Origin of the sequence: Enterobacter mori (genome assembly GCF_025244905.1) — a bacterium.
GTDB lineage: Bacteria > Pseudomonadota > Gammaproteobacteria > Enterobacterales > Enterobacteriaceae > Enterobacter > Enterobacter mori_A.
The window spans coordinates 4,589,764-4,608,020 of sequence record NZ_CP104285.1 but is presented as its reverse complement, the minus strand read 5'-3'; the positions used below and the strand labels follow the sequence as shown (position 1 = coordinate 4,608,020).

General features: G+C 55.6%; 13 protein-coding genes, 4 tRNA genes and 3 rRNA genes. 16 read left to right on the top strand and 4 right to left on the bottom strand.

The genetic code is table 11. The annotated features are described in order from the left end of the window. The first annotated feature begins 7 nt into the window (after positions 1-7). The 7 genes from N2K86_RS21800 to N2K86_RS21770 all read left to right on the top strand — a co-directional run bounded on the left by N2K86_RS21800 (position 8) and on the right by N2K86_RS21770 (position 5,335). Positions 8-1,546 (top strand): 16S ribosomal RNA (locus N2K86_RS21800). Positions 1,547-1,614: 68 nt separating this feature from the next. Next, positions 1,615-1,691, top strand: a tRNA-Ile gene (locus tag N2K86_RS21795). Between the two features lie 42 nt (positions 1,692-1,733). Then, positions 1,734-1,809 (top strand) — tRNA-Ala (locus N2K86_RS21790). 172 nt (positions 1,810-1,981) lie between these two features. Next, positions 1,982-4,888: ribosomal RNA gene (locus N2K86_RS21785) — 23S ribosomal RNA — on the top strand. A gap of 69 nt (positions 4,889-4,957) precedes the next feature. Further along, positions 4,958-5,073 (top strand): 5S ribosomal RNA (gene rrf, locus N2K86_RS21780). Together the 16S, 23S and 5S rRNA genes with 4 tRNA genes alongside form the textbook arrangement of a ribosomal RNA operon. A 56-nt stretch (positions 5,074-5,129) precedes the next feature. Further along, positions 5,130-5,206: transfer RNA gene (locus tag N2K86_RS21775), tRNA-Asp, on the top strand. A 53-nt stretch (positions 5,207-5,259) separates the two neighbouring features. Beyond that, positions 5,260-5,335 (top strand) — tRNA-Trp (locus N2K86_RS21770). Between the two features lie 97 nt (positions 5,336-5,432). Here N2K86_RS21770 and hdfR read toward each other — a convergent pair. Beyond that, complete coding sequence (gene hdfR / locus N2K86_RS21765) at positions 5,433-6,254, bottom strand: HTH-type transcriptional regulator HdfR (RefSeq protein ID WP_260659941.1); 822 nt, start codon at positions 6,252-6,254, stop codon at positions 5,433-5,435. A 118-nt stretch (positions 6,255-6,372) separates the two neighbouring features. On the opposite strand from hdfR, the gene N2K86_RS21760 reads away from it, so the two are divergent. Then, on the top strand, positions 6,373-6,711 hold the full coding sequence (locus N2K86_RS21760; RefSeq protein WP_008501577.1) for a DUF413 domain-containing protein: 339 nt from the start codon (positions 6,373-6,375) through the stop codon (positions 6,709-6,711). 29 nt (positions 6,712-6,740) lie between these two features. On the opposite strand, the gene N2K86_RS21755 is transcribed toward N2K86_RS21760, so the two are convergent. Then, entirely contained in the window at positions 6,741-8,261 is a 1,521-nt protein-coding gene (locus N2K86_RS21755) for a YifB family Mg chelatase-like AAA ATPase (RefSeq protein ID WP_260659940.1), read from the bottom strand. Between the two features lie 342 nt (positions 8,262-8,603). Between N2K86_RS21755 and ilvL the strand changes: the two genes are divergently transcribed. The 7 genes from ilvL to ilvA all read left to right on the top strand — a co-directional run bounded on the left by ilvL (position 8,604) and on the right by ilvA (position 15,154). Then, positions 8,604-8,702 (top strand): ilv operon leader peptide, encoded by a 99-nt coding sequence (ilvL, locus tag N2K86_RS21750; protein ID WP_001311244.1) that lies wholly within the window; start codon positions 8,604-8,606, stop codon positions 8,700-8,702. A gap of 86 nt (positions 8,703-8,788) precedes the next feature. Next, the gene (gene ilvX / locus N2K86_RS22680; RefSeq protein WP_201405605.1) at positions 8,789-8,839 is read left to right on the top strand and encodes a peptide IlvX; all 51 of its coding nucleotides are present in this window, start codon (positions 8,789-8,791) and stop codon (positions 8,837-8,839) included. A gap of 2 nt (positions 8,840-8,841) precedes the next feature. Continuing rightward, positions 8,842-10,488, top strand: coding sequence for an acetolactate synthase 2 catalytic subunit (gene ilvG / locus N2K86_RS21745; RefSeq protein ID WP_260659939.1), 1,647 nt, complete (start codon positions 8,842-8,844; stop codon positions 10,486-10,488). Beyond that, the gene (gene ilvM / locus N2K86_RS21740; protein WP_059354681.1) at positions 10,485-10,748 is read left to right on the top strand and encodes an acetolactate synthase 2 small subunit; all 264 of its coding nucleotides are present in this window, start codon (positions 10,485-10,487) and stop codon (positions 10,746-10,748) included. Before ilvG ends, ilvM begins: the two co-directional genes overlap by 4 nt. Before the next feature lie 18 nt (positions 10,749-10,766). Then, positions 10,767-11,696, top strand: coding sequence for a branched-chain-amino-acid transaminase (gene ilvE / locus N2K86_RS21735; RefSeq protein WP_014885677.1), 930 nt, complete (start codon positions 10,767-10,769; stop codon positions 11,694-11,696). Positions 11,697-11,756: 60 nt separating this feature from the next. After that, the gene (gene ilvD / locus N2K86_RS21730; protein WP_148388550.1) at positions 11,757-13,607 is read left to right on the top strand and encodes a dihydroxy-acid dehydratase; all 1,851 of its coding nucleotides are present in this window, start codon (positions 11,757-11,759) and stop codon (positions 13,605-13,607) included. Positions 13,608-13,609: 2 nt separating this feature from the next. Then, a complete protein-coding gene (gene ilvA, locus N2K86_RS21725; RefSeq protein ID WP_024907958.1) occupies positions 13,610-15,154 on the top strand; it encodes a threonine ammonia-lyase, biosynthetic in 1,545 nt (514 codons plus the stop codon). A gap of 38 nt (positions 15,155-15,192) precedes the next feature. Here ilvA and ilvY read toward each other — a convergent pair whose 3' ends face one another. Next, positions 15,193-16,083, bottom strand: a complete 891-nt coding sequence (gene ilvY, locus N2K86_RS21720) for an HTH-type transcriptional activator IlvY (protein ID WP_238460512.1) — start codon at positions 16,081-16,083, stop codon at positions 15,193-15,195. Between the two features lie 152 nt (positions 16,084-16,235). On the opposite strand from ilvY, the gene ilvC reads away from it, so the two are divergent. After that, a complete protein-coding gene (ilvC, locus tag N2K86_RS21715) occupies positions 16,236-17,711 on the top strand; it encodes a ketol-acid reductoisomerase (RefSeq protein ID WP_260659938.1) in 1,476 nt (491 codons plus the stop codon). A gap of 38 nt (positions 17,712-17,749) precedes the next feature. On the opposite strand, the gene trmL is transcribed toward ilvC, so the two are convergent. Next, positions 17,750-18,223, bottom strand: a complete 474-nt coding sequence (trmL, locus tag N2K86_RS21710) for a tRNA (uridine(34)/cytosine(34)/5-carboxymethylaminomethyluridine(34)-2'-O)-methyltransferase TrmL (RefSeq protein WP_010436675.1) — start codon at positions 18,221-18,223, stop codon at positions 17,750-17,752. Between the last annotated feature and the right edge of the window lie 34 nt (positions 18,224-18,257).

Below are 18,257 nucleotides of genomic sequence, written 5' to 3'. Positions count from 1 at the left end.
CAAACTTAAATTGAAGAGTTTGATCATGGCTCAGATTGAACGCTGGCGGCAGGCCTAACACATGCAAGTCGAGCGGTAACACAGGGAGCTTGCTCCCGGGTGACGAGCGGCGGACGGGTGAGTAATGTCTGGGAAACTGCCTGATGGAGGGGGATAACTACTGGAAACGGTAGCTAATACCGCATAATGTCGCAAGACCAAAGAGGGGGACCTTCGGGCCTCTTGCCATCAGATGTGCCCAGATGGGATTAGCTAGTAGGTGGGGTAACGGCTCACCTAGGCGACGATCCCTAGCTGGTCTGAGAGGATGACCAGCCACACTGGAACTGAGACACGGTCCAGACTCCTACGGGAGGCAGCAGTGGGGAATATTGCACAATGGGCGCAAGCCTGATGCAGCCATGCCGCGTGTATGAAGAAGGCCTTCGGGTTGTAAAGTACTTTCAGCGGGGAGGAAGGTGCTGAGGTTAATAACCTCAGCAATTGACGTTACCCGCAGAAGAAGCACCGGCTAACTCCGTGCCAGCAGCCGCGGTAATACGGAGGGTGCAAGCGTTAATCGGAATTACTGGGCGTAAAGCGCACGCAGGCGGTCTGTCAAGTCGGATGTGAAATCCCCGGGCTCAACCTGGGAACTGCATTCGAAACTGGCAGGCTAGAGTCTTGTAGAGGGGGTAGAATTCCAGGTGTAGCGGTGAAATGCGTAGAGATCTGGAGGAATACCGGTGGCGAAGGCGGCCCCCTGGACAAAGACTGACGCTCAGGTGCGAAAGCGTGGGGAGCAAACAGGATTAGATACCCTGGTAGTCCACGCCGTAAACGATGTCGACTTGGAGGTTGTGCCCTTGAGGCGTGGCTTCCGGAGCTAACGCGTTAAGTCGACCGCCTGGGGAGTACGGCCGCAAGGTTAAAACTCAAATGAATTGACGGGGGCCCGCACAAGCGGTGGAGCATGTGGTTTAATTCGATGCAACGCGAAGAACCTTACCTACTCTTGACATCCAGAGAACTTTCCAGAGATGGATTGGTGCCTTCGGGAACTCTGAGACAGGTGCTGCATGGCTGTCGTCAGCTCGTGTTGTGAAATGTTGGGTTAAGTCCCGCAACGAGCGCAACCCTTATCCTTTGTTGCCAGCGGTCCGGCCGGGAACTCAAAGGAGACTGCCAGTGATAAACTGGAGGAAGGTGGGGATGACGTCAAGTCATCATGGCCCTTACGAGTAGGGCTACACACGTGCTACAATGGCGCATACAAAGAGAAGCGACCTCGCGAGAGCAAGCGGACCTCATAAAGTGCGTCGTAGTCCGGATTGGAGTCTGCAACTCGACTCCATGAAGTCGGAATCGCTAGTAATCGTAGATCAGAATGCTACGGTGAATACGTTCCCGGGCCTTGTACACACCGCCCGTCACACCATGGGAGTGGGTTGCAAAAGAAGTAGGTAGCTTAACCTTCGGGAGGGCGCTTACCACTTTGTGATTCATGACTGGGGTGAAGTCGTAACAAGGTAACCGTAGGGGAACCTGCGGTTGGATCACCTCCTTACCTTAAAGAACCTGCCTTTGTAGTGCTCACACAGATTGTCTGATGAAAATAGCAGTAAAAATCTCTGCAGGCTTGTAGCTCAGGTGGTTAGAGCGCACCCCTGATAAGGGTGAGGTCGGTGGTTCAAGTCCACTCAGGCCTACCAAACTCCTTTTAAAGGATGAGCGGTACAGAGATTACAAACGATGGGGCTATAGCTCAGCTGGGAGAGCGCCTGCCTTGCACGCAGGAGGTCTGCGGTTCGATCCCGCATAGCTCCACCATCCTTTTACTGCGAAATACAAGAAAACTTCAGAGTGAACCTGAAAAGGTGCACTGCGAAGTTTTGCTCTTTAAAAATCTGGATCAAGCTGAAAATTGAAACGACACACATGTAATGTGTGTTCGAGTCTCTCAAATTTTCGCAATCAGAAGTGAAACATCTTCGGGTTGTGAGGTTAAGCGACTAAGCGTACACGGTGGATGCCCTGGCAGTCAGAGGCGATGAAGGACGTGCTAATCTGCGAAAAGCGCCGGCGAGGTGATATGAACCTTTGACCCGGCGATGTCCGAATGGGGAAACCCAGTGTGATTCGTCACACTATCGTTAACTGAATACATAGGTTAACGAGGCGAACCGGGGGAACTGAAACATCTAAGTACCCCGAGGAAAAGAAATCAACCGAGATTCCCCCAGTAGCGGCGAGCGAACGGGGAGCAGCCCAGAGTCTGAATCAGCTTGTGTGTTAGTGGAACGGTCTGGAAAGTCCGACGGTACAGGGTGATAGTCCCGTACACGAAAGCACACTTGCTGTGAACTCGAAGAGTAGGGCGGGACACGTGGTATCCTGTCTGAATATGGGGGGACCATCCTCCAAGGCTAAATACTCCTGACTGACCGATAGTGAACCAGTACCGTGAGGGAAAGGCGAAAAGAACCCCGGCGAGGGGAGTGAAAAAGAACCTGAAACCGTGTACGTACAAGCAGTGGGAGCACCTTCGTGGTGTGACTGCGTACCTTTTGTATAATGGGTCAGCGACTTATATTCTGTAGCAAGGTTAACCGTATAGGGGAGCCGAAGGGAAACCGAGTCTTAACTGGGCGTTAAGTTGCAGGGTATAGACCCGAAACCCGGTGATCTAGCCATGGGCAGGTTGAAGGTTGGGTAACACTAACTGGAGGACCGAACCGACTAATGTTGAAAAATTAGCGGATGACTTGTGGCTGGGGGTGAAAGGCCAATCAAACCGGGAGATAGCTGGTTCTCCCCGAAAGCTATTTAGGTAGCGCCTCGTGAACTCATCTTCGGGGGTAGAGCACTGTTTCGGCTAGGGGGCCATCCCGGCTTACCAACCCGATGCAAACTACGAATACCGAAGAATGTTATCACGGGAGACACACGGCGGGTGCTAACGTCCGTCGTGAAGAGGGAAACAACCCAGACCGCCAGCTAAGGTCCCAAAGTCATGGTTAAGTGGGAAACGATGTGGGAAGGCACAGACAGCCAGGATGTTGGCTTAGAAGCAGCCATCATTTAAAGAAAGCGTAATAGCTCACTGGTCGAGTCGGCCTGCGCGGAAGATGTAACGGGGCTAAACCATGCACCGAAGCTGCGGCAGCGACGCTTATGCGTTGTTGGGTAGGGGAGCGTTCTGTAAGCCGTTGAAGGTGGCCTGTGAGGGTTGCTGGAGGTATCAGAAGTGCGAATGCTGACATAAGTAACGATAATGCGGGTGAAAAGCCCGCACGCCGGAAGACCAAGGGTTCCTGTCCAACGTTAATCGGGGCAGGGTGAGTCGACCCCTAAGGCGAGGCCGAAAGGCGTAGTCGATGGGAAACAGGTTAATATTCCTGTACTTGGTGTTACTGCGAAGGGGGGACGGAGAAGGCTATGTTAGCCGGGCGACGGTTGTCCCGGTTTAAGCATGTAGGCGGAGGTTCCAGGTAAATCCGGTACCTTGTTAACGCTGAGGTGTGATGACGAGGCACTACGGTGCTGAAGTAACAAATGCCCTGCTTCCAGGAAAAGCCTCTAAGCATCAGGTAACATCAAATCGTACCCCAAACCGACACAGGTGGTCAGGTAGAGAATACCAAGGCGCTTGAGAGAACTCGGGTGAAGGAACTAGGCAAAATGGTGCCGTAACTTCGGGAGAAGGCACGCTGATATGTAGGTGAAGCCCCTGCGGGTGGAGCTGAAATCAGTCGAAGATACCAGCTGGCTGCAACTGTTTATTAAAAACACAGCACTGTGCAAACACGAAAGTGGACGTATACGGTGTGACGCCTGCCCGGTGCCGGAAGGTTAATTGATGGGGTTAGCGGCAACGCGAAGCTCTTGATCGAAGCCCCGGTAAACGGCGGCCGTAACTATAACGGTCCTAAGGTAGCGAAATTCCTTGTCGGGTAAGTTCCGACCTGCACGAATGGCGTAATGATGGCCAGGCTGTCTCCACCCGAGACTCAGTGAAATTGAACTCGCTGTGAAGATGCAGTGTACCCGCGGCAAGACGGAAAGACCCCGTGAACCTTTACTATAGCTTGACACTGAACACTGGTCCTTGATGTGTAGGATAGGTGGGGGAGCTTTGAAGCGTGGACGCCAGTCTGCGTGGAGCCATCCTTGAAATACCACCCTTTAATGGCTGGTGTTCTAACGTAGACCCGTGATCCGGGTTGCGGACAGTGTCTGGTGGGTAGTTTGACTGGGGCGGTCTCCTCCCAAAGAGTAACGGAGGAGCACGAAGGTTAGCTAATCCTGGTCGGACATCAGGAGGTTAGTGCAATGGCATAAGCTAGCTTGACTGCGAGAGTGACGGCTCGAGCAGGTGCGAAAGCAGGTCATAGTGATCCGGTGGTTCTGAATGGAAGGGCCATCGCTCAACGGATAAAAGGTACTCCGGGGATAACAGGCTGATACCGCCCAAGAGTTCATATCGACGGCGGTGTTTGGCACCTCGATGTCGGCTCATCACATCCTGGGGCTGAAGTAGGTCCCAAGGGTATGGCTGTTCGCCATTTAAAGTGGTACGCGAGCTGGGTTTAGAACGTCGTGAGACAGTTCGGTCCCTATCTGCCGTGGGCGCTGGAGAATTGAGGGGGGCTGCTCCTAGTACGAGAGGACCGGAGTGGACGCATCACTGGTGTTCGGGTTGTCATGCCAATGGCACTGCCCGGTAGCTAAATGCGGAAAAGATAAGTGCTGAAAGCATCTAAGCACGAAACTTGCCCCGAGATGAGTTCTCCCTGAGACTTTAAGTCTCCTGAAGGAACGTTAAAGACTATGACGTTGATAGGTCGGGTGTGTAAGCGCAGCGATGCGTTGAGCTAACCGATACTAATGAACCGTGAGGCTTAACCTTACAACGCCGAAGATGTTTTGGCGAAGAGACAGACACGATTTTCAGCCTGATACAGATAAACAGAATTTGCCTGGCGGCTTTAGCGCGGTGGTCCCACCTGACCCCATGCCGAACTCAGAAGTGAAACGCCGTAGCGCCGATGGTAGTGTGGGGTCTCCCCATGTGAGAGTAGGGAACTGCCAGGCATCAAATTAAGTAGTAAGCCGGTGCATTAATCCGGTGGTTACAAGCAGTCTTCGGTGGAGCGGTAGTTCAGTCGGTTAGAATACCTGCCTGTCACGCAGGGGGTCGCGGGTTCGAGTCCCGTCCGTTCCGCCACTTATTAAGACATCAAGCCTGCCTTTTAGGCAGGCTTGATGGTAAGAAACTTTAGGGGCGTAGCTCAGTTGGTAGAGCACCGGTCTCCAAAACCGGGTGTCGCGAGTTCGAGTCTCTCCGCCCCTGCCATATAGAATCCTTTGCTTCGGCAAAGGATTTTTTTTGCCTGTAATACGACAAACAACACTGCGAATAAAGAAGCCTGCATCTCTGCAGGCTTTTTGCGTTAGTCCATGATGTTGATTTTTAGCAGATCTTTAATCTGCGACTGCTTATCGCTGTTCTGCAGCCAAATCGCATATAACGGTCTGGAAAGCGTCGTGGAATCTGCGACGGTATGCAGACCCGGTCTGCTGTCTGCCCAGCGAGTAGGTAGCCAGGTGCAGCCCTTTAATAAAGGCAGCTGCTGGCAGGCAATCTCCGCAGAGCTTGTTGTTAACTGCGGGACATCATCGCTGGCAATCAATCCTGACTCATGTTGCTGAAAATCCGGGCCCCATTCCAGACGCAGATAACTCAGATCGGATTTCATCATTGACGGCTCAGATGCATAAAGCGCAAGGCCAAACTGCCCTACGATCTGGCTGCTAAATTCGTCCATCTTGGGGGCTTCTGTCGTGATCAGAAGATCCAGTTGGCGCTCATGGAGTTGCTTAACCAGCGACTGACGTTGCGCAATTCTGGCCTCAAATTGCAGATGCCCGTGTGAATGATACAACCGGCTTAGCCACTGACTGAGCATGCATTCCCACAGGGATGCGCTGGCCCCAATCGAAAACTCATTGTGTCTTGAGGTATGTGCAACCTCTTTACGCGCTGCTTGCCAGGTGTTCATCAATGTCTCCGCATACGGAAGCAGTTTTTCACCGGCAGGCGTGAGGCGGATATTGTTGCGATGGCGGGTAAAAAGATTCACACCCAGTTGATTTTCCAGCTGTCGAATACGAAAACTGACTGCTGACTGCGTCAGGTAAAGGGCTTCAGCGGCTCGCCCGAAGTGACGCGTTCTGCTCACTTCAAGGAAAGTTTTTAGCAATTCCGTATCCACATCTTTCTCCACAAAATTATTTGTCGTTATGATTTAAATGTTTTGTTTTACACTCTGTCAAGCGTAACTAATACTCCGCGCCATAAATAGCTCGGCCAAAGAATTAGGAGCGTGTAGGATGGCGGAAAGCTTTACGACGACTAATCGTTTTTTCGACAATAAACATTATCCGCGCGGGTTCTCTCGTCACGGCGATTTCACCATCAAAGAAGCTCAACTGCTTGAGCGCCATGGTTATGCCTTTAACGAGCTGGATCTGGGTAAGCGTGAACCTGCTACCGAAGACGAAAAACAGTTTGTTTCTGTGTGCCGTGGTGAGCGTGAGCCGCAGTCTGAAGCAGAACGTGTGTGGATCAAGTATATGGCACGCATTAAGCGTCCAAAGCGCTTCCATACGCTTTCTGGCGGTAAGCCGCAGATGGAAGGTGCAGAAGACTACACCGAGTCTGACGACTAAGATGATGAGAAGGGGCTGCGGCCCCTTTTTTATGCCAGCAACTTCTGCAAATGCAGCAGCAAGCGGTCGATAGCGCGATAGCTCAGCGCTTCCTGCAAATGTTTCCTTTCAATGTCAGTACAGTCCTCCACGTCAGCGATGGTTCTGGCCACTTTCAACAGACGCTGCCACGCACGTATGGACAGCCCAAACCGCGTCAATGTATCTTCCAGCCACCCCGCATCCTCACCGTTAAGTGAGCAAAACTGGCGGATCCCGGCATTATCCAGCCGCGCATTCAGTCTGTTCTGACGGGCATACTGTCGCGCCTGCGCCGCGATAACCCGCTCTCGAACATTCGCGGAGTTTTCACCCTGTATACCCGTCTGCCTGAGCAGGCCTGGCGGGGGAAGCGGGATTTCCAGCGATAAATCGAAACGATCGAGGAATGGGCCGGATAACTTACCCAGATAGCGCAGCGTCTGCTCTGGCGTACAGCGGTTATGATTCCCCTGATAGTGCCCCGTGGGGCTGGGGTTCATCGCCGCGACGAGTTGAAACCGGGCGGGATAGCTTATTTTGGCGCGCGTGCGTGAGATATGTATCTCGCCGGATTCAATGGGCTCCCTCAGTGCATCCAGCACGCGGCGCTCAAATTCAGGCAGCTCATCAAGAAATAGAATGCCATTGTGTGCCAGTGAGATCTCTCCCGGCCCCGGAATAGACCCACCGCCGACCATTGCCGTCAGTGAAGCGCTATGATGCGGAGAACGAAAAGGACGTCGACGCCACTGTTTTTGCAGCGACGTAGAACCGATCAGGCTATATATGGCGGCGCTTTCCAGCGCTTCATGATTATTGAGCGGTGGTAGCAACCCACTCAACCTGCTCGCCAGCATGGTTTTACCCGTACCCGGTGGGCCAATCAGCAGAAGATTGTGTCCACCCGCTGCCGTGATCTCCAGCGCCCGTTTCCCTTGCTCCTGTCCCATAATCTCGCAGAGATCCTCTGGTACATCCGTTACCGCATCGTCACACTCCTCTGGCTCGGACAGTTCATGTCGCCCTTCCAGCCAGGCACACACTTCCTGAAGATGCCCCGCTATAAGGCATCCCTTTTCTGCAATAAGACTCACTTCTGATGCGTTTTCATTGGCGACAATGATTTGCCGCCCTGCACGGATTGCCTCCAGCGCTCCGGATATTGCACCGGGAACGCCTCTTAACGCGCCTGTGAGCGCGAGTTCGCCCACAAACTCGTACGAGCCTAGCCTGGTTGTATTAAGCTGCTCAGAAGCCGCGAGAAGCGCAATCGCGATAGGTAAATCGTATCGTCCCCCCTCTTTGGGTAGATCGGCGGGGGCAAGGTTGATGGTGATCTTCTTCGCGGGGAAGGTATAACCGCTATTTATTATTGCGCTGCGAACGCGATCCCTGGCTTCTTTAACCGTCGTTTCCGGTAGCCCGACAAGCGTGAGTCCGGGCAGACCATTACTCAAATGAACCTCTACGGAAATCAGCGGTGCCTTCACCCCGAGAGCCGCACGCGTATAAACAACTGACAGTGACATTTGCACTACCTCCTGGTGTGACTATGCCAGCGCCTGGATCGTCTTTTTAGCGTCAGTTTGCGAATTTTCGGCACCTGTTCAGGTATTTTTATGCCGCATTCATGCCATTGCATAATCATGGAAGCCTTCTCGCAGAAGGTGAAAAACTGCGTTTTGACGTTGTGGTCAGCAGTGAAAAAAATGAAAAATATTCATTTTCTATTTTCCTCATATAAAACAACGATTTTAAGAAATATGATTTGCTGGCTAATCAAATGAGCCATAAATAAATCTTGTGTTTGTTTTGAATTCTGTGATAACTCTTTAGGTATTCCTTCGAACAAGATGCAGAAAGAACTGAAAATGACAGCCCTTCTACGAGTGATTAGCCTGGTCGTGATTAGCGTGGTGGTGATTATTATCCCACCGTGCGGGGCTGCACTTGGACGAGGAAAGGCTTAGAAATCAAGCCTTAACGAACTAAGACCCCCGCACCGAAAGGTCCGGGGGTTTTTTTATGACTAAAAAACGTAAACGAGGAGCAGAGAATGACGACTAGCATAAAATTCTGTTTCTCCAGATTTATGACGGGGAACTAACTATGAATGGGGCACAATGGGTTGTACATGCGTTGCGCGCGCAGGGAGTGGAAACCGTATTCGGTTATCCGGGTGGCGCAATTATGCCGATTTACGATGCACTGTATGACGGCGGCGTGGAACACCTGTTGTGCCGACACGAGCAGGGTGCAGCGATGGCAGCCATTGGTTACGCTCGTGCCACGGGCAAAACCGGTGTCTGCATGGCCACTTCAGGCCCAGGCGCAACCAACTTGATCACTGGTCTGGCGGATGCCCTGCTGGATTCTGTTCCCGTCGTAGCCATTACCGGCCAGGTGGCGTCTCCGTTCATCGGCACCGATGCTTTCCAGGAAGTTGACGTCCTCGGTTTATCGCTGGCCTGCACCAAACACAGCTTCCTCGTCCAGTCTCTGGAAGAGCTGCCGCGCGTGATGGCAGAAGCGTTCGAAGTGGCAAGCTCTGGTCGTCCTGGTCCGGTTCTGGTAGATATCCCGAAAGATATCCAGGTGGCACTCGGCGATCTGGAACCGCACTTCTCCACCGTTGAAAGCGACGATGTGTTTCCGGATGCGGAAGTTGAAGAGGCCCGTCAGATGTTGATGCAGGCAAAACAGCCGATGCTGTACGTCGGCGGTGGCGTCGGCATGGCGCAGGCCGTTCCAGCCCTGCGCGAATTTATCGCAACAACGCAGATGCCAGCGACCTGCACGCTGAAAGGTTTGGGCGCAGTCGACGCGGACTACCCCTACTATCTGGGCATGCTGGGGATGCACGGCACCAAAGCGGCAAACCTGGCGGTGCAGGAGTGCGACTTGCTCATCGCCGTAGGGGCCCGTTTTGATGACCGCGTCACCGGCAAGCTGAATACCTTTGCGCCGAACGCCAAAGTCATCCATATGGATATCGATCCGGCGGAGATGAACAAGCTGCGTCAGGCGCACGTTGCGCTGCAGGGCGATCTCAACGCGCTGTTACCGGCATTGCAACAGCCGCTGGATATCAACGCATGGCGTCAGCACGCCGCAGACATGCGCGCCGAGCACGCCTGGCGTTACGACCATCCCGGCGAGGCCATCTACGCGCCGCTGCTGTTGAAGCAGTTGTCCGACCGTAAACCAGCTGACAGTGTCGTCACCACCGACGTCGGCCAGCACCAGATGTGGTCCGCGCAGCACATGGCCTACACTCGCCCGGAAAACTTCATCACCTCCAGCGGGTTAGGGACGATGGGCTTCGGTCTGCCAGCAGCCGTAGGCGCACAGGTTGCCCGCCCGAACGATACCGTTATCTGTATCTCCGGTGACGGCTCCTTCATGATGAACGTTCAGGAGCTCGGCACTGTTAAGCGTAAGCAGTTGCCGCTGAAAATCGTCTTGCTCGACAACCAGCGTTTAGGGATGGTTCGCCAGTGGCAGCAGCTGTTCTTCCAGGAGCGTTACAGCGAAACGACGCTGACCGATAACCCCGATTTCCTCACCCTGGCCAGCGCCTTTGGCATCCCTGGTCAGCACATCACCCGTAAAGATCAGGTTGAAGCGGCGCTCGACACCATGCTGAACAGCGATGGGCCTTACCTGCTTCATGTCTCAATCGACGAACTCGAGAACGTCTGGCCGTTGGTACCGCCTGGTGCCAGTAACTCACAAATGATGGAGAAATTATCATGATGCAGCATCAGGTCGCCGTACAGGCTCGCTTCAACCCGGAAACCTTAGAGCGCGTTTTGCGCGTGGTGCGTCATCGTGGTTTTCAGATTTGCTCTATGAATATGGAAACGGCCACAGACGCCCGGAACATCAGTATCGAATTAACCGTTGCCAGCCCGAGGCCGGTCGACTTACTGTTTAGCCAATTATCAAAACTGGTAGACGTTGCCCATGTTGCCATCTGCCAGAGCACAACCACATCACAACAAATCCGCGCTTAAGCGTGACAGGACGAAAAAATGACGACAAAAAAAGCTGATTACATTTGGTTCAACGGTGAGATGGTTCGCTGGGAGGACGCGAAGGTCCACGTGATGTCCCACGCGCTGCACTACGGTACCTCCGTGTTTGAAGGCATCCGTTGCTACGATTCTCACAAAGGACCAGTGGTGTTCCGCCATCGTGAACACATGCAGCGTCTGCATGACTCAGCCAAAATTTATCGTTTCCCGGTTTCTCAAAGCGTTGATGAGCTGATGGAAGCCTGCCGCGAGGTGATCCGTAAAAACAACCTGACCAGCGCCTATATTCGTCCGCTGGTCTTCGTGGGCGACGTCGGCATGGGCGTGAACCCGCCAGCCGGTTACAACACCGATGTGATCATTGCCGCGTTCCCATGGGGTGCCTACCTGGGTGCAGAAGCCCTGGAGCAGGGGATCGACGCAATGGTTTCTTCCTGGAACCGCGTCGCGCCAAACACCATCCCGACCGCCGCGAAAGCGGGCGGAAACTACCTTTCTTCCCTGCTGGTCGGTAGCGAAGCGCGCCGCCACGGCTATCAGGAAGGTATCGCCCTGGACGTGAACGGCTACATCTCCGAAGGTGCGGGCGAAAACCTGTTTGAAGTAAAAGACGGCATTCTGTTCACCCCGCCGTTCACCTCCTCCGCGCTGCCGGGCATCACCCGCGACGCCATCATTAAGCTGGCAAAAGATCTGGGTATCGAAGTGCGCGAGCAGGTACTGTCCCGCGAATCCTTGTATCTGGCCGATGAAGTGTTCATGTCCGGTACCGCGGCTGAAATTACGCCGGTGCGCAGTGTAGACGGTATCCAGGTGGGCGAGGGCCGCTGTGGCCCAGTCACCAAACGCATTCAGCAAGCGTTCTTTGGCCTCTTCACCGGTGAAACGGAAGATAAATACGGCTGGTTGGATCAGGTTAATCACTAAATATAAATTTGGGACGGCACGCACCGTCCCATTAAATCGTCAGACGGGAGTAAATAAAGCATGCCTAAGTATCGTTCAGCCACCACCACCCACGGCCGTAACATGGCGGGTGCACGCGCACTGTGGCGCGCCACCGGAATGACCGACGCCGATTTCGGCAAGCCAATTATCGCCGTGGTGAACTCCTTCACCCAGTTCGTACCGGGCCACGTGCACCTGCGCGATCTGGGCAAACTGGTTGCCGAGCAAATCGAAGCTTCCGGCGGCGTGGCGAAAGAGTTCAACACCATTGCGGTGGATGACGGTATCGCGATGGGCCACGGGGGCATGCTTTATTCACTGCCGTCGCGCGAGCTGATCGCCGACTCGGTTGAGTACATGGTTAACGCCCACTGCGCCGATGCGATGGTCTGTATCTCCAACTGCGACAAAATCACCCCGGGGATGCTGATGGCCTCCCTGCGCCTGAATATCCCGGTGATCTTCGTCTCCGGTGGTCCAATGGAAGCGGGGAAAACCAAGCTCTCCGACAAAATCATCAAGCTCGACCTGGTTGATGCGATGATCCAGGGCGCGGACCCGAAAGTTTCTGACGAGCAGAGCGACCAGGTTGAGCGCTCCGCGTGTCCGACCTGCGGCTCCTGTTCCGGGATGTTCACCGCCAACTCCATGAACTGCCTGACCGAAGCGCTGGGTCTGTCTCAGCCGGGCAACGGCTCGCTGCTGGCGACCCATGCCGACCGTAAGCAGCTGTTCCTCAATGCCGGTAAACGCATCGTTGAGCTGACTAAGCGCTACTACGAGCAGGACGACGCCAGCGCGCTGCCGCGCAGCATCGCCAGCAAAGCGGCGTTCGAGAACGCCATGACGCTGGATATCGCCATGGGCGGTTCCACCAACACCGTTCTGCACCTGCTGGCCGCCGCGCAGGAAGCCGAAATCGACTTCACCATGAGCGACATCGACAAGCTCTCCCGTAAAGTGCCGCAGCTGTGTAAAGTCGCGCCGAGTACCCAGAAGTACCACATGGAAGATGTCCACCGTGCGGGTGGCGTGATTGGTATCCTCGGCGAGCTGGATCGCGCCGGGCTGCTGAACCGCGACGTGAAAAACGTGCTCGGCCTGACGCTGCCGGAGTCGCTGGAGCAGTACGACGTCATGCTGACCAAAGACGACGCGGTGAAAAACATGTATCGCGCCGGTCCGGCGGGCATCCGCACCACCCAGGCGTTCTCGCAGGACTGCCGCTGGGACACGCTGGATGACGATCGCGCCGAAGGCTGCATCCGCTCGCTGGAACACGCCTACAGCAAAGACGGCGGCCTGGCCGTGCTGTACGGTAACTTTGCGGAAAATGGCTGCATCGTGAAAACCGCTGGCGTGGACGACAGCATCCTCAAATTCACCGGTCCGGCAAAAGTGTATGAAAGTCAGGATGAGGCGGTAGACGCCATCCTCGGCGGCAAAGTGGTGGAAGGCGACGTGGTGGTCATTCGCTACGAAGGGCCGAAAGGCGGTCCGGGCATGCAGGAGATGCTCTACCCGACCACCTTCCTGAAATCGATGGGCCTCGGCAAAGCCTGCGCGCTGATCACCGACGGGCGTTTCTCTGGCGGCACGTCAGGCCTCTCCATTGGCCACGTCTCCCCCGAAGCGGCAAGCGGCGGCAATATTGCGATCATCGAAGACGGTGACCTGATCGAAATCGACATTCCGAATCGCGGTATTCAGCTCAAGCTGAGCAACCAGGAAATCGCGGCCCGTCGTGAAGCGCAGGAAGCGCGCGGCGACAAAGCCTGGACGCCGAAAGACCGCCAGCGTGAAGTCTCCTTCGCCCTGCGCGCCTACGCTAGCCTTGCCACCAGTGCAGATAAAGGCGCGGTGCGCGATAAATCTAAACTTGGGGGCTAACGATGGCTGAGTCGCAACCCTTATCCGCCGCCCCTGAGGGGGCGGAATACCTGAGAGCGGTGCTACGCGCGCCGGTCTATGAAGCGGTGCAGGTCACGCCCCTGCAGAAAATGGAAAAACTCTCTTCTCGCCTCGATAACGTGATTCTGGTGAAGCGCGAAGACCGTCAGCCGGTGCACAGCTTCAAGCTGCGCGGCGCCTACGCGATGATGGCCGGGCTGACCGACGAGCAGAAGGCGCGCGGGGTGATTACCGCGTCGGCGGGCAACCACGCCCAGGGCGTGGCGTTCTCGTCTGCCCGTTTAGGGCTGAAGGCGCTGATCGTGATGCCGGTTGCTACCGCAGACATCAAAGTCGATGCGGTGCGCGGTTTCGGCGGTGAAGTGCTGCTCCACGGTGCCAACTTCGACGAAGCAAAAGCCAAAGCGATCGAGCTGGCGCAGCAGCAGGGTTTCACCTGGGTACCGCCGTTTGATCACCCGATGGTGATTGCCGGTCAGGGCACGCTGGCGCTTGAACTGCTGCAGCAGGATGCCCATCTTGACCGCGTCTTCGTCCCGGTAGGCGGCGGTGGCTTAGCCGCAGGCGTGGCGGTGTTGATCAAACAGCTGATGCCGCAGATCAAGGTCATCGCCGTTGAAGCGGAAGACTCTGCCTGCCTGAAGGCGGCGCTGGATGCGGGTCATCCGGTAGACCTGCCGCGCGTCGGGCTGTTTGCCGAGGGCGTGGCGGTGAAGCGCATCGGGGATGAAACCTTCCGCCTGTGCCAGGAATATCTTGACGATATCGTCACGGTTGATAGCGATGCGATCTGCGCGGCAATGAAGGATCTGTTCGAGGATGTGCGTGCAGTGGCGGAACCGTCCGGCGCGCTGGCGCTGGCGGGCATGAAAAAATACATCGCGCAGCACAACATCCGCGGCGAGCGTCTGGCGCACGTGCTTTCCGGTGCGAACGTGAACTTCCACGGTCTGCGCTACGTTTCCGAGCGCTGTGAGCTGGGCGAGCAGCGTGAAGCCCTGCTGGCGGTGACCATTCCGGAAGAGAAGGGCAGCTTCCTGAAGTTCTGCCAGCTGCTGGGCGGTCGTTCGGTGACGGAGTTTAACTACCGTTTTGCCGATGCCAAAGACGCCTGTATTTTTGTCGGCGTGCGCCTGAGCCGCGGCGTGGAGGAGCGCAAAGAGATCCTCAACCTGCTGCATGAGGGTGGCTACAGCGTAGTCGATCTCTCTGACGACGAGATGGCGAAGCTGCACGTGCGTTACATGGTCGGTGGGCGTCCATCGAAGCCGCTCAGGGAACGTCTGTTCAGCTTTGAGTTCCCGGAATCGCCGGGCGCGTTGCTCAAGTTCCTGCACACTCTTGGAACGCACTGGAACATCTCCCTGTTCCACTACCGCAGCCACGGCACCGACTATGGCCGCGTGCTGGCGGCGTTCGAACTGGGCGAGCACGAGCCGGATTTCGAAACGCGGCTGAACGAGCTGGGCTATGAGTGTCATGACGAAACCCACAACCCGGCGTTCCGCTTCTTCCTCGCAGGGTAATCGGATCGTAGGTCGGGTAAGCGAAGCGCCACCCGACTCTAATGATTGGGCAATATCGTCCAGAACGCATCAATAAGCGGCTCATGCAGCCGCTTTTTTTGTGCACACACGCCAAGCTCAAACGGCGTCTTCTCGTCGCTGCGCTCCAGAATCATCACGCGATTGCGTACCGGTTCCGGGCTGTTGTCCAGCACCACTTCCGGCAGCAGCGCCACGCCGCAGCCCAGCGCCACCATAGACACCATCGCCTCATGGCCGCTGACCGTGGCGTAAATTGACGGGTTGCTGATCTTCTGACGGCGGAACCACAGCTCAATGCGGCGGCGAACCGGGCCCTGATCGGCCATGATAAACGGCACCGTGGACCAGTCCGGTTTTTCCACCGACACCTGATTACGCACCGGGCAGGGCAGCGCGGGGGCAATCAGCACCACCGCCAGATTTTCCAGCATCGAGAACGCCACTGCGCCCGGCAGGGTTTCGGGCTTTCCGGCAATGGCGAGATCCGCTTCGCCCGTTACCACTTTTTCCATCGCATCTGCGGCATCACCGGTCGTGAGCTTAATTTCGACCGACGGATGTTCCGCGCGAAAGCGATCGAGGATGGGCGGCAGATGGCTATAGGCGGCGGTCACGGAGCAGAAAATATGCAGCTCGCCGGAAAGCGACGGTCCTTGCTGGTCGATGGTGTGTCGCAGTTGCTGGTACTGCAACAAGGTCTGCTGGGCAAAGACGCGCAGCTCTTCACCGGCTTCGGTGAGGGTGACGGTGCGGTTATCGCGCACAAAAAGGGGCTGGCCGAGGTCTTCCTCAAGGCGCTGGATCTGGCGTGAAAGCGTGGAGGGGCTGACGTGCATCGCCCGGGCGCTGCGGCCAAAGTGGCGGCTTTCCGCCAGATGCAGGAACATTTTCAGATCGCGTAAATCCACCGATTCCACTCCCTCTTTTTACATTGCAAAAATTGCAACGTGACGTTGTGAATATATCAATTTCCGCAATAAATTTCCTGTTGTAATGTGGGTACATTCTCGCTGAAACGCGAACCGAACAATAAGACACACAACATCACGAGGTATCACCCATGGCTAACTACTTTAATACACTGAACTTGCGCCAGCAGCTGGCGCAGCTGGGCAAATGCCGCTTCATGGCGCGCGATGAATTTGCCGATGGCGCGAGCTACCTTCAGGGTAAAAAAGTGGTCATCGTCGGCTGTGGCGCACAGGGTCTGAACCAGGGCCTGAACATGCGTGACTCCGGGCTGGATATCTCTTACGCCCTGCGTAAAGAAGCGATTGCTGAGAAGCGTGCTTCCTGGCGTAAAGCGACCGAAAACGGCTTCAAAGTGGGTACCTACGAAGAGCTGATCCCGCAGGCGGATCTGGTGGTTAACCTGACGCCAGACAAGCAGCACTCAGACGTTGTGCGTTCCGTACAGCCGCTGATGAAAGACGGCGCCGCGCTGGGTTACTCTCACGGCTTCAACATCGTTGAAGTGGGCGAGCAGATCCGTAAAGACATCACCGTAGTGATGGTGGCGCCGAAGTGCCCGGGTACCGAAGTCCGCGAAGAGTACAAACGCGGCTTCGGCGTGCCGACCCTGATCGCGGTTCACCCGGAAAACGATCCGAAAGGCGAAGGCATGGCGATTGCCAAGGCATGGGCAGCGGCGACCGGCGGCCACCGTGCGGGCGTTCTGGAATCGTCCTTCGTTGCTGAAGTGAAATCTGACCTGATGGGCGAGCAGACCATTCTGTGCGGCATGCTGCAGGCCGGTTCTCTGCTGTGCTTTGACAAGCTGGTGGAAGAAGGCACCGACCCGTCCTACGCGGAAAAACTGATTCAGTTCGGCTGGGAAACCATCACCGAAGCGCTGAAGCAGGGCGGCATTACGCTGATGATGGACCGTCTGTCCAACCCGGCAAAACTGCGTGCTTACGCGCTGTCTGAACAGCTGAAAACCATCATGGCACCGCTGTTCCAGAAACACATGGACGACATCATCTCCGGCGAGTTCTCTTCCGGCATGATGGCGGACTGGGCGAACGACGATAAAAACCTGCTGACCTGGCGCGAAGAGACCGGTAAAACCGCGTTTGAAAACGCGGCACAGTTCGACGGCAAAATCAGCGAGCAGGAGTACTTCGATAAAGGCGTACTGATGATCGCGATGGTGAAAGCAGGCGTTGAGCTGGCATTCGAAACCATGGTGGATTCCGGCATCATCGAAGAGTCTGCATACTATGAATCACTGCACGAACTGCCGCTTATCGCGAACACCATCGCCCGTAAGCGTCTGTATGAAATGAACGTGGTTATCTCTGATACCGCAGAATACGGTAACTACCTGTTCTCTTACGCCTGCGTACCGCTGCTGAAAGAGTTTATGACCTCTCTGCAGGCAGGCGATCTGGGCAAAGCGATTGCGGAAGGTGCGGTTGACAACGCGCAGCTGCGTGACGTAAACGACGCGATCCGCAGCCACGAAATCGAGAAAGTGGGCCAGAAGCTGCGCGGCTACATGACCGATATGAAACGTATCGCGGTAGCAGGTTAAGCGTAATCAATCGGGTGGCGAAAGCCACCCGATATGTTTCAGCTACGCAGTACCGCGCCCGGGTATCCCAACTGGCGCCACGCCTCATACACTACTACCGACACCGCATTCGACAGATTCATGCTGCGGCTGTCCGGCATCATCGGAATACGAATTTTTTGCTCGGCTGGCAAGGCATCAAGAATGGTGGCCGGCAGGCCGCGTGTTTCCGGGCCAAACATCAGATAATCCCCGTCCTGATAGCTCACGGCGCTGTGTGCTGGGGTGCCTTTGGTGGTCAGGGCGAACATGCGCTGCGGTTTTTCGGCTTCCAGAAACGTGGCGTAATCGTGATGGCGAACGACGGCAGTAAATTCATGGTAATCCAGCCCCGCGCGACGCAGGCGCTTGTCGTCCCACGTGAAGCCCATCGGCTCAATGATATGCAGGCGAAAACCGGTGTTGGCGCACAGTCGGATGATGTTGCCGGTATTGGGTGGAATTTCTGGTTCGAATAAAACGATGTTAAGCATGCTGCCCCCTTAATTGCGGGGGCAGAATAGCATC

Coding starts and splice junctions, on each gene's coding strand:
- ilvG (WP_260659939.1), top strand. CDS start 8,842: ATGAATGGGGCACAATGGGTTGTACATGCGTTGCGCGCGCAGGGAGTG.
- ilvD (WP_148388550.1), top strand. CDS start 11,757: ATGCCTAAGTATCGTTCAGCCACCACCACCCACGGCCGTAACATGGCG.
- ilvE (WP_014885677.1), top strand. CDS start 10,767: ATGACGACAAAAAAAGCTGATTACATTTGGTTCAACGGTGAGATGGTT.
- N2K86_RS21760 (WP_008501577.1), top strand. CDS start 6,373: ATGGCGGAAAGCTTTACGACGACTAATCGTTTTTTCGACAATAAACAT.
- ilvC (WP_260659938.1), top strand. CDS start 16,236: ATGGCTAACTACTTTAATACACTGAACTTGCGCCAGCAGCTGGCGCAG.
- N2K86_RS21755 (WP_260659940.1), bottom strand. CDS start 8,261: ATGTCACTGTCAGTTGTTTATACGCGTGCGGCTCTCGGGGTGAAGGCA.
- trmL (WP_010436675.1), bottom strand. CDS start 18,223: ATGCTTAACATCGTTTTATTCGAACCAGAAATTCCACCCAATACCGGC.
- ilvM (WP_059354681.1), top strand. CDS start 10,485: ATGATGCAGCATCAGGTCGCCGTACAGGCTCGCTTCAACCCGGAAACC.
- ilvL (WP_001311244.1), top strand. CDS start 8,604: ATGACAGCCCTTCTACGAGTGATTAGCCTGGTCGTGATTAGCGTGGTG.
- ilvA (WP_024907958.1), top strand. CDS start 13,610: ATGGCTGAGTCGCAACCCTTATCCGCCGCCCCTGAGGGGGCGGAATAC.